The organism is Pseudomonas sp. RW10S2 (assembly GCF_014268985.1).
Classification (GTDB): Bacteria; Pseudomonadota; Gammaproteobacteria; order Pseudomonadales; family Pseudomonadaceae; genus Aquipseudomonas; species Aquipseudomonas wayambapalatensis.
Window position 1 is genome coordinate 12,107 of sequence record NZ_JABWRO010000022.1, and the last position, 13,411, is coordinate 25,517.

General features: G+C 65.2%; 13 protein-coding genes. 11 read left to right on the forward strand and 2 right to left on the reverse strand.

From position 1 onward, the window contains the following. The first annotated feature begins 6 nt into the window (after window positions 1-6). Window positions 7-1,227 (forward strand): MFS transporter, encoded by a 1,221-nt coding sequence (locus HU729_RS07285; protein ID WP_186709360.1) that lies wholly within the window; start codon window positions 7-9, stop codon window positions 1,225-1,227. A gap of 15 nt (window positions 1,228-1,242) precedes the next feature. Here HU729_RS07285 and HU729_RS07290 read toward each other — a convergent pair whose 3' ends face one another. After that, the gene (locus HU729_RS07290) at window positions 1,243-1,791 is read right to left on the reverse strand and encodes a serine acetyltransferase (protein WP_186709361.1); all 549 of its coding nucleotides are present in this window, start codon (window positions 1,789-1,791) and stop codon (window positions 1,243-1,245) included. Between the two features lie 21 nt (window positions 1,792-1,812). Further along, the gene (locus HU729_RS07295) at window positions 1,813-2,463 is read right to left on the reverse strand and encodes a hypothetical protein (protein WP_346655290.1); all 651 of its coding nucleotides are present in this window, start codon (window positions 2,461-2,463) and stop codon (window positions 1,813-1,815) included. A 210-nt stretch (window positions 2,464-2,673) separates the two neighbouring features. Here HU729_RS07295 and HU729_RS07300 point away from each other — a divergent pair, with 210 nt between their 5' ends. The 10 genes from HU729_RS07300 (at window position 2,674) to HU729_RS07345 (ending at window position 13,394) form a co-directional block, all read left to right on the forward strand. Further along, window positions 2,674-3,135, forward strand: coding sequence for an Lrp/AsnC family transcriptional regulator (locus HU729_RS07300; RefSeq protein WP_186667529.1), 462 nt, complete (start codon window positions 2,674-2,676; stop codon window positions 3,133-3,135). 166 nt (window positions 3,136-3,301) lie between these two features. Further along, window positions 3,302-4,984 (forward strand): NAD(P)/FAD-dependent oxidoreductase, encoded by a 1,683-nt coding sequence (locus tag HU729_RS07305; RefSeq protein ID WP_186709367.1) that lies wholly within the window; start codon window positions 3,302-3,304, stop codon window positions 4,982-4,984. Window positions 4,985-4,999: 15 nt separating this feature from the next. Further along, a complete protein-coding gene (locus HU729_RS07310) occupies window positions 5,000-5,794 on the forward strand; it encodes a carbon-nitrogen hydrolase family protein (protein ID WP_186709370.1) in 795 nt (264 codons plus the stop codon). 91 nt (window positions 5,795-5,885) lie between these two features. Then, window positions 5,886-8,204 carry a pyrroloquinoline quinone biosynthesis protein PqqF gene (gene pqqF, locus HU729_RS07315; RefSeq protein ID WP_186709377.1) on the forward strand — a complete coding sequence of 773 codons (2,319 nt, stop codon included), beginning with the start codon at window positions 5,886-5,888 and terminating at the stop codon, window positions 8,202-8,204. Window positions 8,205-8,386: 182 nt separating this feature from the next. Beyond that, window positions 8,387-8,464 (forward strand): pyrroloquinoline quinone precursor peptide PqqA, encoded by a 78-nt coding sequence (gene pqqA / locus HU729_RS07320; protein WP_081255326.1) that lies wholly within the window; start codon window positions 8,387-8,389, stop codon window positions 8,462-8,464. 72 nt (window positions 8,465-8,536) lie between these two features. Then, window positions 8,537-9,448 (forward strand): pyrroloquinoline quinone biosynthesis protein PqqB, encoded by a 912-nt coding sequence (gene pqqB, locus HU729_RS07325; protein WP_186667525.1) that lies wholly within the window; start codon window positions 8,537-8,539, stop codon window positions 9,446-9,448. A 9-nt stretch (window positions 9,449-9,457) separates the two neighbouring features. Continuing rightward, a complete protein-coding gene (gene pqqC / locus HU729_RS07330; RefSeq protein ID WP_186667524.1) occupies window positions 9,458-10,213 on the forward strand; it encodes a pyrroloquinoline-quinone synthase PqqC in 756 nt (251 codons plus the stop codon). After that, a complete protein-coding gene (pqqD, locus tag HU729_RS07335) occupies window positions 10,210-10,485 on the forward strand; it encodes a pyrroloquinoline quinone biosynthesis peptide chaperone PqqD (RefSeq protein ID WP_054892198.1) in 276 nt (91 codons plus the stop codon). Before pqqC ends, pqqD begins: the two co-directional genes overlap by 4 nt. Further along, on the forward strand, window positions 10,457-11,605 hold the full coding sequence (gene pqqE / locus HU729_RS07340) for a pyrroloquinoline quinone biosynthesis protein PqqE (RefSeq protein WP_186709379.1): 1,149 nt from the start codon (window positions 10,457-10,459) through the stop codon (window positions 11,603-11,605). Before pqqD ends, pqqE begins: the two co-directional genes overlap by 29 nt. Then, window positions 11,586-13,394, forward strand: coding sequence for a prolyl oligopeptidase family serine peptidase (locus HU729_RS07345; RefSeq protein ID WP_186709381.1), 1,809 nt, complete (start codon window positions 11,586-11,588; stop codon window positions 13,392-13,394). The genes pqqE and HU729_RS07345 overlap by 20 nt, the downstream gene beginning before the upstream one ends. Window positions 13,395-13,411 lie beyond the last annotated feature (17 nt).

Sequence of the window (13,411 nt, forward strand, 5' to 3'; positions counted from 1 at the left end):
GCAACCATGAGCGATACCTTACCCAAAAGCACGCGCGAACGCCGCAACGGTCTGTCTCGCGCCGCGTCCCTGTGGTTGCTGGGGGCGATTCTGATCGCCTTCTCGGCTGCGGCCAGCGCGCCGACACCACTCTATGCCCTCTACCGCGAAACCTGGGGCTTCTCGCCGGCCTTGCTGAGCGTGGTGTTCAGCATCTACGCGGGCGGTTTGCTGCTGACGCTGCTGGTCTGCGGCTCGCTGTCCGATCACATCGGCCGGCGCCCGGTGATCGCGGCGGCCTTGGCGCTGGAGGTATTGGCCATGGCGGTATTCCTGCGGGCAGAATCGGTCGAGGCGCTGATCGTCGCGCGCCTGCTGCAGGGCTGCGCAACAGGGCTTGCCACCAGTGTGCTCGGCGCGGCGTTGCTGGACTTCGACCGTGAGCGCGGGCCGCTGCTCAATAGCGTGACGCCGATGCTGGGCCTGGCCCTTGGCGCCTTGGGCAGTAGTGCGTTGATGCAGTTTTCCGGCGAGCCGCTGCACCGGGTCTTCCTGGTCCTGTTGGGCGTCTTTGCGCTGTTCGCGGTATTGCTGCCGCGCCTGCCGGAAAGCATCAGCCGTCAGCCCGGCGCCTGGGCCTCGCTGCGACCACGGGTGCGAATTCCACCGCAGGCCCGGCGCGCCTTCTGGCGGATCGCTCCGCTGAATGCGAGCCTCTGGGCACTGGGCGGCTTCTACCTGTCGCTGGGGCCGACCCTGGCGCGCCAGGTCACAGGGCTGCAGGCACCGCTGGTCGGCGGCACCCTGGTTTTCCTGCTGACCAGCTGCGGCGCGCTGGGCATCTTCGCCCTGCGCAACAACGAGGCCCAGGTGATCCTGCGCCGCGGCAGCCTGGCACTGGTCAGCGGCTTGCTGCTGACCCTGATCGGCGTGGACGGCGGCCTGGCCTGGCTGTTCTTCCTCGGCACCGCGGTCGCCGGCCTGGGCTTTGGTGGCGGGTTTCTCGGCGCCCTGCGCTCGGTCGTACCGCTGGCCCATGCTCACGAACGCGGCGGGCTGATGGCCGGGTTCTATGTGCTGAGTTACCTGGCCTTCAGCCTGCCGGCAGTGGCCGCCGGCATCGCCACCCAGCATGTCGGGCTGGTCGTGACCACCAATGCCTATGCCTGTGTGCTGCTGCTGGCGGCGGCCATGGTGCTTTTGTCGGGCAGTCGCAGCGATCGGTCGCCTGCAGCGTCGGTCGGCTGAGCGTCACGGCAACGCTCAGCGCTGCAGCAGCGTCGCCTGCCGTGGGTTGTAGAACGTCGTGTCGGCGGGAATGTCGCGGGTGACCAGTGACATCGCACCAATCACCACGTTGTCGCCGATGCGCAGGCGGTCGGCGATGATGCAGCTGTTGGCGCCCAGGCTGACGTTATCGCCGATCTCCAGCGCGTAGTGCTCCAGCCCCAAGGTCTTGATGCCGATGGTGCAGTTCTGGCGAATGAAGAAACTGCGCCCGATCCGTACATGCCGGGTAATGACAACGCCTGGCAGATGGGCGATGCGCAACCCCGGCGCAATCTGCGCGCCGATGTCGATGTCCACGGCATACTTCAGGTTGAGTCGCTGCTGCATGCCCCGGGCATAGCGGCGCGCCAGCCCTCCCTTGCCATCCATGTACTGCGCCAGACGGTAGCAAAACAGGAAGCGCAGCTTGTTATCCCTGCGCGACCGACGCAGGACATTACTCAGCAAACTGATCCACCGTCCCGGCTTCTTCTTATTGGAAACTTCCAGTCGCCAGCACTCGAGCAGATGTTCGAAGGTCAATGCCGGTTTCCCCCTGCGCTATCAAAAGCTCCAGCGTAACAAGGTTTTCCAGAAATACTTCAGCGGCGAACGCAGGTGACGCGCCCAGTTCTGCTGCCACTGCGCATCCTCATGCCGGGCGACACGCGCATCCTGCGAGGCGGCGGTGCTGATGCGGCGGAACAGCATCGGGTAGGCGCAGTGCTGCTTGATCCGTCGTTTGAACAGGCTGTCCAGTGTCCTGCCGTCGTAGGGTGCGGCCACCAGCACTCGACAGCCTTCCTGGGAAAGAATGTAGGCATGCGGCGCACTGACTCGGCCACGGGCGATGAACGGAAACCAGGTCAGCCAGGTGCGGCCCATGGTGTAGCCCAGGTGCAGGCTCTCGAACGGGCGGGTGGCGATGAAGCGGTTGATCCAGTTGATCGACGCGGCGCCCCAGTCGTAGGCCTTGGCATCGTCCTCGAAAATCAGGATGCGTTGCCAGCCCTGCTCCAGGGCCATCAGCGCCAACGCGCGATGGGACTCGTAGTGGGCCCGGATCGGGTTGACGTCCTTGTCCCTCAGGTGGAAGACCAGCGGATTGCCAATCCTGCTGCCCACTTCCCGCATGAAACGCTCGCGGCTGTCTTGCCGATCGCGCAAGGAAACACAGAACGCCGCATCGACGTCGAACTTGAACAGGCTGGACACGTGGCACCTACCGCTAGGCAGAGAGGATTTCTGGCGTCAATTCTTTAGCGCGAATGATTATCAAATACCAAGTGGCGCATCATAATACGCGCCCGCTCTGAGACAGAAGTGAAATCGATTAAATCATTTTGCCATCATCGTGCGAACGGCTCACCTTGCCGCCCGAGCCCAGGTCTGGCTAGGCTAGCGCACCCATTGCAGAGATTTGTCATGCCGGACTCCCGTGCCATCGCCCTCGACGAAATCGATCGCCAGCTCATCGCCCTGCTGCAGATCAACGCCCGCGAAAGCGTCGCTACTCTCGCACGCCATCTGGGCATCGCCCGCACCACCGTCACCTCGCGGCTGACGCGCCTGGAGAAGCACAAGGTGATCACCGGCTACGGCGTGCGCCTGGGCCAGCGCCTGGCCGGGGGTGGTCTGCAGGCCTATGTCGGCATCACGGTGCAGCCACGCTCGGGACGCGAGGTGGTGCGCCGCCTGTCGGCAATGGGGCAGGTACAGCAACTGTGTGCGGTGAGTGGCGAGTTCGACTACGTCGCCTGGCTGCTCAGCGACTCACCGGAACAGCTGGACCAGCTGCTCGACCAGATCGGCAGCCTGGAAGGCGTGGAAAAGACCACCACCTCGATCATCCTGAGCAGCAAGGTGGATCGCGGGCAGCCTGGATAGAGGTATCGCCACAATGCAAACTCTTATCGTCATATCGACATAATCCCCTGCAGATCGACGCCACTATTGCTCTTAATTACGAGCGCCCCTCTTCATACAATGACCACCAGGCATTTCCTATACTCAGGCTCCGCCCTCAGCGCAGCCGCTCTGGCAAGGTCATCAGATGAACAAGAAAAACCGCCACCCCGTCGACGGCAAACCGCCGGTCACCATCTTCGGTCCTGATTTTCCCTTCGCCTTCGACGACTGGCTGGAGCATCCCGCAGGCCTTGGCAGCATCCCCCCTGAACGGCATGGCGAAGAAGTGGCGATCGTCGGTGCCGGCATCGCCGGGCTGGTGGCGGCCTACGAACTGATGAAGCTGGGCCTCAAGCCGGTCGTCTACGAAGCCTCGAAGCTCGGCGGGCGCCTGCGCTCGCAGGCCTTCAACGGCACCGACGGTATCGTCGCCGAACTGGGCGGCATGCGCTTCCCGGTGTCGTCCACCGCCTTCTACCACTATGTCGACAAGCTCGGCCTGGAAACGAAACCCTTTCCCAACCCGCTGACCCCGGCCTCGGGCAGCACGGTGATCGACCTCGAAGGCCAGACCTACTACGCCGAGAACGCCGCCGACCTGCCGGCGCTGTTCCATGAGGTGGCCGAAGCCTGGGCCGACGCGCTGGAAGACGGCGCACGCTTCGGCGAGATCCAGCAAGCCATCCGCGAGCGCGACGTGCCACGCCTGAAAGCTCTGTGGGACACCCTGGTGCCGCTGTGGGACGACCGCACCTTCTACGATTTCGTCGCCACCTCCAAAGCCTTCGCCAAGCTGAGCTTCCAACACCGGGAAGTGTTCGGCCAGGTCGGTTTCGGCACCGGCGGCTGGGATTCGGACTTCCCCAACTCGATGCTGGAAATCTTCCGTGTGGTCATGACCAACTGCGACGATCACCAGCACCTGGTGGTCGGAGGCGTGGAGCAAGTGCCGCAGGGCATCTGGCGGCATGTGCCGGACAGCACTGCGCACTGGCCGGCCGGCACCAGCCTTCGCTCGCTACATGGCGGCGCGCCGCGGGCGGGGGTCAAGCGCATTGCCCGCGCCAGCGATGGACGTCTGGCGGTTACCGACAACTATGGCGACACCCGCCACTACGCCGCCGTGCTCACCACCTGCCAGAGCTGGCTGCTGACCACCCAGATCGACTGCGAAGAGTCGCTGTTCTCGCAGAAGATGTGGATGGCCCTGGACCGCACCCGCTACATGCAGTCCTCGAAGACCTTCGTCATGGTCGACCGCCCGTTCTGGAAGGACAAGGACCCGCAGACCGGCCGCGACCTGCTGAGCATGACCCTCACCGATCGCCTGACCCGCGGCACCTACCTGTTCGACAACGGTGACGACAAGCCGGGAGTGATCTGCCTGTCGTACGCATGGATGAGCGATGCGCTGAAGATGCTGCCGCACCCGACCGAAAAACGCGTGCAGCTGGCCCTGGATGCGCTGAAGAAGATCTACCCGAAAACCGACATCGCCGGGCACATCATCGGCGACCCGATCACCATCTCCTGGGAAGCCGACCCCTATTTCCTCGGCGCCTTCAAAGGCGCGCTGCCAGGTCACTACCGCTACAACCAGCGCATGTACGCGCACTTCATGCAACAGGACCTGCCCCCCGAGCAGCGCGGCATCTTCATTGCTGGCGACGACGTGTCCTGGACCCCGGCCTGGGTCGAAGGCGCGGTGCAGACGTCGCTGAATGCGGTGTGGGGTATCATGAACCACTTCGGCGGCAAGACCCACGCGGACAACCCCGGGCCGGGCGACGTGTTCCACGAGATCGGCCCGATCGCCCTGCCTGACTGACACGAGGAGGCGCCCATGCGCATCGCCCTGTTCCAGGGCACGCCCAGGCCACTGGACGTGCCCGGCAATCTCGAACGCCTGCAGCAGCAGGCGCAACTGGCCGCAGCGCGTGGCGCCCAACTGCTGGTGTGCCCGGAGATGTACCTCAGCGGCTACAACATCGGCGCCGACGCGGTGCAGCGCCTGGCCGAACCCGAAGACGGACCGTCGGCCATGGCGGTGGTGGAGATTGCCCAGGCGCAGCGCATCGCCATCGTCTATGGCTACCCGGAGCGGGCCGAGGACGGCTCGATTCACAACAGCGTGCAACTGATCGACGCCCACGGCCGCAGCCTGTGCAACTACCGCAAGACCCACCTGTACGGCGAGCTGGATCGCTCGATGTTCAGCCCCGGTGCCAACCATTTTCCGGTGGTCGAGCTCGATGGCTGGAAGCTGGGGCTGCTGATCTGCTACGACATCGAGTTCCCCGAGAACGCCCGGCGCCTGGCACTCGAAGGCGCCGAGCTGATCCTGGTGCCGACCGCGAACATGACGCCCTACGACTTCGTCTGCCAGGTGACCGTGCGCTCGCGGGCGCAGGAGAACCAGTGCTATCTGGTATACGCCAACTACTGCGGGTCTGAAGGTGAAATCCAGTATTGCGGGCAGAGCAGCATCATCGGCCCGGACGGCAGCCTGCTGGCCATGGCCGGACGCGAGGAATGCCAGTTGCTGGCCGACCTTGAGCGTGAGCGGGTGATGAAGGGGCGCGAGGCGTTTCCGTATCTTGCCGACCTGCGGCGGGATCTTCACCGCGCACAGGATTGACGCCGACGGGCAAGGAGCGGCTTCACTGGCGAAATGGGCACCGTGGCAGATGGCACCGGCCGGGCCAGCGCAAATGCGCTAGCATCCCTCCATGACCGACGCTATCAACACACTCACCCTGCCCAACGGCCTGCGCCTGACCCTGCGCCACGCCCCGCGCCTCAAGCGCGCCGCCGCAGCCTTGAGGGTACATGCCGGCAGCCATGACGCCCCGCCAAGGTGGCCGGGCATTGCGCATTTCCTCGAGCACCTGTTGTTCCTCGGCACCGCGCGCTTCCCACTGGAAGATGGCCTGATGCGCCATGTCCAGGCGTTCGGCGGCCAGGTCAATGCCAGTACCCGCGAACGCACCACCGACTTCTTCTTCGAAGTGCCTCCGGCGGCCCTGGGGTCTGCGCTGGAGCGCCTGTGCCAGATGCTCGCCGAGCCGGACCTGAGCCTTGCACGCCAGCACCGCGAGCGTGAAGTGATCCATGCCGAGTTTATCGCCTGGTCACGCAATACCGAGGCGCAGCGCCAGTTCAGGCTGCTGCAATGCGTATCGCCACACCATCCCCTGAGCGGGTTCCACGCAGGCAACCGGTACAGTCTGGCGCTGCAGGACCCTGCTTTCCAGCGCGCGCTGGGCGACTTCCATGCCCGCTTCTATCGCGGTGGGCAGATCCATCTGAGCCTTTGCGGCCCGCAATCGCTGATGCAGCTCGAAGCCCTGGGCCGACAATTCGGTGGCCTGTTCAGCATGGGCGCAATGCAGGCGCAAACGCCTCCCGTCCCTCTGCTCGATACCCCCTTGATCGAGCCTGAAGCCTCCACCGGCTGCCTTGACCTGCTGTTCGCCCATGAGCACCTTCCTCCAGGCGCCGAGCAGGCCCTCGACCTGCTGCAGGCCTGCCTGAGCGACAGCCGCCCGGGTGGCTGGCTCAATGCCCTGCGTCAACGCGGCTGGCTACAGGAGGTTCACAGCGACTCGCTGTACGCCTTTGCCGGTCAATTGCTCTGGCACATTCGCCTGCAACTGCAACCTGACGCCCCGCCAGCCGAGGTCCGCGCACTGCTGCACGGCTGGCTCGGCGCGTTGCGCCGCTCGGACACGGCAGCGCTCAACAGCGAATTCGAGCGCCTGCAACACAGCCGCAAGCAAGCAGCCAGCGCACTCGAGCTCGCCCGCCGGGACAGTGCCGGGCGCCCGTTCGAAGCACTGGATGCCCGGGCGCTGGAAGCCTTCCAGGCATTACTCGATGATCTGCCGAACGGCGATCAGGGCCACTGGCAGCAACCGCGCGAGGAGCCTCTGCTGATGGCCGACCTCCCTGTTGGCGGCGCGGCGCTGCCGGAGGACCTGACCGTCAGCGAGATCCTGCCGATCGAGCGAGGCTTCGCAACGCTCTATCTACGCTGGCAGATCGCCTCGCCGCTGCGCGAGCGCTTTCATGCGGTGCTGTCACAGGCGTTGCAACCACTGCTCGAACGCGCCCGCCGCGCCTCGCTGCAGCTGGACTTCACCCTCGTTGGCGAGCACTGGCAACTGCGCTGTGCGGGCATGCCTGGCGCGGTGATCCGCACCCTCGAGCTGGCCCTGGAACACCTGCGCCATCCTCCACCACACTTGCTGCGCACACCTGCGCCCGTCGAACCGCCGCACATCCCGATCAGGGCACTGCTCAAGGTGCTGCCCGATCACCTGCGCCCGGCAGCCGTACAGCCACAACCAGCCTGCTTGCTGGATCTGGCGGTGCTTGAGCAGATCTGGGCCAGCGCCCCTCGACACGGGCTCGCCATCGGCTTCGATGGCGCGGCGCAAGCAGCACTCGGCGCGGTGCTGGCAGGTGCACCGGGGGTGCAGGGAACGCCCCCGCCGGCCTCTCTGTTGTTACCGAACCGGCGCTGGGTGCAGCACCCCACGGGCGGCAGTGAGCATGCATTGCTGCTGTTCTGCCCGCTTCCTGCCCACGATGAGGGCGCAGGCCGGGTGCTGGCGCAAGCGCTGCAAGGCCCGGTCTACCAACGCCTGCGGGTCGAACTGCAACTGGGCTATGCCGTGTTCAGCGCCTTTCGTCTGATAGAAGGCCAGGGCGGCCTGCTGTTCGGCGTGCAATCGCCACAGGCCACGCCCGGCCAGATTCTCGAGCACCTGCTGAGCCTGCTGGCCGACGGCGTCACGTTCGACCCCGCCGCCCGGCAGGCCCTGGCCGCGCAGTTCGAGGAGCCGGCGATGGCCAATCGCGAAGTCGCCGAATGGGCCTGGCAGACATATCTGGCTACAGAGCCGACAGACCTTGTCCGTCTGCGCAGGTCTATTCTCAGGACAGACCAGCCAATACTGGACCATTTGCTGAAACGCCTTCTGGACGCCGACCACGGCTGGCTGTGCCTGGCCACCTGCGCTGCGCCGGATGCGCGCTTCGAGTAAATACCCCCTGTCCGAGGCGAGGATTGTTACCTGTACTGCAAGGGCGCTTTTCGAAGAATTAACCTTTCGGTACAAATTTTTCTTGTAAGATAGCGCAATCTCAGCCAATGGAACCTCCTGACTCAGGCGGCACCAAAGTAGATAGCTGACATCCACCCACACCATCCGGAAGGAGTTCGACCATGACCACCTGGACCAAACCCGCTTACACCGACCTGCGCATCGGCTTCGAAGTCACCATGTACTTCGCCAGCCGCTAAGCAGCGCTGCAGTGCAACGCCTCGGCCCGCCGGGGCGTTTTCGTTTCATGGACCCGCGGCAAGAGAGTAGCCATGTTCATCCAGATTCTCGGTTCCGCCGCCGGTGGCGGTTTCCCGCAGTGGAACTGCAACTGCGTCAACTGCAAGGGCTTTCGCGATGGCAGCCTGCGCGCGACGGCACGCACCCAGTCGTCCATTGCCCTGTCCGACGACGGTGAGCACTGGATCCTGTGCAATGCCTCGCCCGATATCCGCGCCCAGCTCCAGGCCTTTGCGCCGATGCAGCCGGCACGCGCCCTGCGCGACACCGGCATCGACGCGATCGTCCTGCTCGACAGCCAGATAGACCACACCACCGGCCTGCTCAGCCTGCGCGAAGGCTGCCCGCACCAGGTCTGGTGCACCGACATGGTCCACCAGGACCTGAGCACCGGCTTCCCGCTGTTCACCATGCTCAGTCACTGGAACGGTGGCCTGCAGTGGAACCGCATCGAGCTGCAAGGCAGCTTCGTCATCCCCGCCTGCCCGAACCTGCGATTCACCCCCTTCCCCCTGCGCAGCGCAGCGCCGCCCTACTCGCCGCACCGTTTCGACCCGCACCCGGGCGACAACCTTGGCCTGCTGGTCGAGGACCTGCGTACTGGCGGCAAGCTGTTCTACGCACCGGGGCTGGGTCAGGTCGACGACAAGCTGCTGCAGATGATGCATGGCGCCGACTGCCTGCTGGTCGACGGCACCCTGTGGGAAGACGATGAAATGCAGCGCCGCGGCGTCGGCACCCGCACCGGCCGCGAGATGGGTCACCTGGCCCAGAACGGCCCCGGTGGCATGCTGGAGGTGCTCGACGCCTTCCCACGCCAGCGCAAGGTGCTTATCCACATCAACAACACCAACCCAATCCTCGACGAAGACTCCCCGGAGCGCGCCGAAGTCCAGCGCCGTGGCGTGGAAGTCGCCTACGATGGCATGAGCATCGAGTTGTAAGGAGGCCTGATGAGCGACGCACTGCCGATGTCCCCTGCCGAGTTCGAGCAGGCCCTGCGCGCCAAGGGCGCCTACTACCACATCCATCACCCCTACCATGTGGCGATGTACCAGGGCCGCGCCACCCGCGAGCAGATCCAGGGCTGGGTGGCCAACCGCTTCTACTACCAAGTGAACATCCCCATGAAGGATGCCGCGATCCTGGCCAATTGCCCGGACCGCGAAGTACGCCGCGAGTGGATCCAGCGCCTGCTCGACCACGACGGCGCCCCGGGCGAGGACGGCGGCATCGAGGCCTGGCTGCGCCTCGGCCAGGCGGTGGGCCTGGACCCGGACCAACTGCGCTCGCAGGAACTGGTGCTGCCCGGCGTGCGCTTCGCCGTCGACGCCTATGTCAACTTCGCCCGCCGCGCCTCCTGGCAAGAAGCGGCCAGCAGCTCGCTGACCGAGCTGTTCGCCCCGCAGATCCACCAGTCGCGCCTGGACAGCTGGCCGCAGCACTACCCCTGGATCGACCCGGCCGGCTACGAGTACTTCCGAACCCGCCTGGGCCAGGCCCGACGCGATGTAGAGCACGGCCTGGCGATCACCCTGCAGCACTACACCACGCGCGAAGGGCAGGAGCGTATGCTGGAAATCCTGCAGTTCAAGCTGGATATCCTCTGGAGCATGCTCGATGCCATGAGCATGGCCTATGAACTGAACCGCCCGCCCTATCACAGCGTCACAAGCGAACGGGTCTGGCACAAGGGGATCGCACTATGAGTCTCGACCGCACACTGGTGCCGAACTGGCGCACCGGCTACCGCTTCCAGTACGAACCCGCGCAGAAGGGTCACGTGCTGCTGTACCCCGAAGGCATGATCAAGCTCAACGACAGTGCCGGCCTGATCGGTGGACTGGTCGACGGCCAACGCGATGTCGCGGCGATCATCGCCGAGCTCGAACAGCAATTCCCCGGTATCCCGGAAGTGGCCGAGGATATCGAGCAGTTCATGGAGGTGGCCCGTGCCGAACACTGGATCACCCTCGCCTGAGGTGCCGGTCGGTCTGCCGTTGTGGCTGCTGGCCGAGCTGACCTACCGCTGCCCGCTGCAGTGCCCGTACTGCTCCAACCCGCTGGACTTCGCCGCCCAGGGCAAGGAGCTGAGTACCGAGCAGTGGTTCCAGGTGATGGCCCAGGCCCGTGAAATGGGCGCGGCGCAGATCGGTTTTTCCGGCGGCGAGCCACTGGTGCGCCAGGACCTCACCGACCTGATCGGCGAGGCCCGGCGCCTGGGTTACTACACCAACCTGATCACCTCCGGGATCGGCCTCACCGAGCAGAAGATCGCGGCCTTCAAGCAGGCCGGCCTGGACCATATCCAGATCAGCTTCCAGGCCAGCGACGAACAGGTGAACAACCTGCTGGCCGGTTCGAAGAAAGCCTTCGCACAGAAGCTGGAAATGGCGCGCGCGGTGAAGGCCCACGGTTATCCGATGGTGCTGAACTTCGTCACCCACCGGCACAACATCGACCGCATCGACCGCATCATCGAGCTGTGCATCGCTCTCGAAGCCGACTTCGTCGAACTTGCCACCTGTCAGTTCTATGGCTGGGCGCACCTCAATCGCCTGGGCTTGCTGCCGACCCGCGAGCAGCTCGAGCGTGCCGAGCGCATCACCAACCAGTACCGCGATCGTCTGAAAGCCGACGGCAACCCGTGCAAGCTGATCTTCGTCACGCCCGACTACTACGAAGAACGCCCCAAGGCCTGCATGAACGGCTGGGGCAGCCTGTTCCTGACCATCACCCCCGACGGCACCGCCCTGCCCTGTCATGGCGCGCGCCAGTTGCCGGTGCAGTTTCCCAACGTGCGCGACCATGACCTGCGGCATATCTGGTACGACTCGTTCGGCTTCAATCGCTTTCGCGGTTATGACTGGATGCCCGAACCCTGTCGTTCGTGCGACGAGAAGGAAAAGGATTTCGGCGGCTGCCGCTGCCAGGCCTTCATGCTCACCGGCGATGCCAGCAAGGCCGACCCGGTGTGCGCCAAGTCGCCGGATCACGGCATCATTCTCAAGGCCCGCGAGGAGGCGCAGACCGCCCAGATGAACATCGAACAGATGACCTTCCGCAACGAGCGCAACTCCCGTGTCATCGCCCGTGGCTGAGTTCAGCGCCACCCAGGCAGTGGCCGCCGGCACCGACTTCGCCGAACTCAAGGTCGGCGACCAGGGGCTGTTCTGGAACGAATTCCGCCCCGCCGATGGCGCCTGCCGTATCTGGCACTGGCGCCAGCAGCAGGCCCATTGCCTGACACCGGATGGTTTCAGCGCGCGCAGCCGAGTCTATGAATACGGCGGCGGCAGCTTTTGCCTGAGCCCGGATGCCGTGCTCTTCGTCAACGAGAAAGACCAGCAGGTCTATCGCCAGGCGCTGGACGGCTCGCAGCCACAGGGGCTGACCGCAGCACCTGACTGTCGCTATGGCGACCTGCAGTGGCATGAGGGCCAGGTACTGGCGGTCGAAGAGCATCATGCCGAGCGCGTCGAGCATCGGCTGGTGGCGCTGGCCGCCGGAACGCGCCAGGTGCTGGCCGAGGGCGCCGACTTCTACGCCTCGCCCACCTTGAGCGCCGATGGCCAACGCCTGGCATGGATCGAATGGGATCGCCCGGCACAGCCCTGGACGGTCACCCGCCTGATGCTCCGCGAACTACAAGGCGATGGGCTCTGGGGGGCGGCACAATGTGTGGCCGGCCAGGACGAGTCGCTGCAGCAACCACGCTTCGACGCTGACGGCAGGCTGTACTGCCTGTCCGATCGCAACGGTTTCTGGCAACCCTGGGGCGAGGTCGGCGGTCGTTGGCAGGCACTGCCCGCCGAGGCCGCCGACCACGCTGCCGCGCCCTGGCAACTGGGCGCCTGCACCTGGCTACCCTTGGGGCCGCAGCGCTACCTCGCCACCCGCTTCGAAAACGGCTTCGGGACCTTGGCGATACACGGCGAAGACAACCGTATGCAGGCCTTCGCCAAGGACTACACACGGTTTCGCAGCCTGGCGATGGACGCGCAATACCTCTACGCCATCGCAGCTTCCCCCACACGCCCGCCTGCAATCCTCGCCATCGAACGCGACGGCCAGCGCAGCCGGGTCCTGGCGGGAGGCAGCCAGGTGCTGCCGGACACGCGCATCAGTTGCCCGCTACCCATCAGCTACCCCAGTGGCGAGGCCCTGGCCCATGGTTTCTTCTACCCAGCCATGGACAGCCAGCACAACCCCCCACTGGTGGTGTTCATCCACGGAGGCCCGACCTCGGCCTGCTATCCGGTGCTCGACGCACGCATCCAGTACTGGACCCAGCGCGGTTTCGCCGTCGCCGACCTCAACTACCGGGGCAGCAGCGGCTATGGCCGCGCCTATCGCCAGGCATTGCACCTGCGCTGGGGCGAGATCGACGTGCAGGACGCCTGCGCCGCCGTTGCATTTCTCGCCGGGCAAGGTTTGATCGACCCGGACAAGGCGTTCATTCGCGGCGGCAGTGCCGGCGGCTACACCACGCTATGCGCCTTGGCCTTCCACGACGTATTCCGCGCGGGCGCCAGCCTTTATGGCGTCAGCGACCCCATCGCGTTGGGCAAGGCGACTCACAAGTTCGAAGGCGATTACCTGGAGTGGCTGATCGGCGACCCGCAGCAAGATGCCGAGCGCTACCGGCAGCGCACGCCGCTACTGCATGCTGAGCGGATCAAGGCGCCGGTGATCTTCTTCCAGGGCGAACTGGATGCCGTGGTAGTGCCGGAACAGACCCGCAGCATGCTGGAAGCACTGAAAGCCAATGGCATCAAGGCCGTGGGGCATTTCTATGCCGAAGAGCGTCATGGTTTTCGCAAGGCACAGAACCTTGCCCATGCGCTGGAGGAGGAATGGCGATTCTATTGCCAGGTGCTGGAGCGCTGAGGGGGCCGCGCACGGCC

Coding starts and splice junctions, on each gene's coding strand:
- pqqC (WP_186667524.1), top strand. CDS start 9,458: ATGAGCGACGCACTGCCGATGTCCCCTGCCGAGTTCGAGCAGGCCCTG.
- pqqF (WP_186709377.1), top strand. CDS start 5,886: ATGACCGACGCTATCAACACACTCACCCTGCCCAACGGCCTGCGCCTG.
- pqqB (WP_186667525.1), top strand. CDS start 8,537: ATGTTCATCCAGATTCTCGGTTCCGCCGCCGGTGGCGGTTTCCCGCAG.
- HU729_RS07310 (WP_186709370.1), top strand. CDS start 5,000: ATGCGCATCGCCCTGTTCCAGGGCACGCCCAGGCCACTGGACGTGCCC.
- HU729_RS07300 (WP_186667529.1), top strand. CDS start 2,674: ATGCCGGACTCCCGTGCCATCGCCCTCGACGAAATCGATCGCCAGCTC.
- HU729_RS07305 (WP_186709367.1), top strand. CDS start 3,302: ATGAACAAGAAAAACCGCCACCCCGTCGACGGCAAACCGCCGGTCACC.
- pqqA (WP_081255326.1), top strand. CDS start 8,387: ATGACCACCTGGACCAAACCCGCTTACACCGACCTGCGCATCGGCTTC.
- pqqD (WP_054892198.1), top strand. CDS start 10,210: ATGAGTCTCGACCGCACACTGGTGCCGAACTGGCGCACCGGCTACCGC.
- HU729_RS07285 (WP_186709360.1), top strand. CDS start 7: ATGAGCGATACCTTACCCAAAAGCACGCGCGAACGCCGCAACGGTCTG.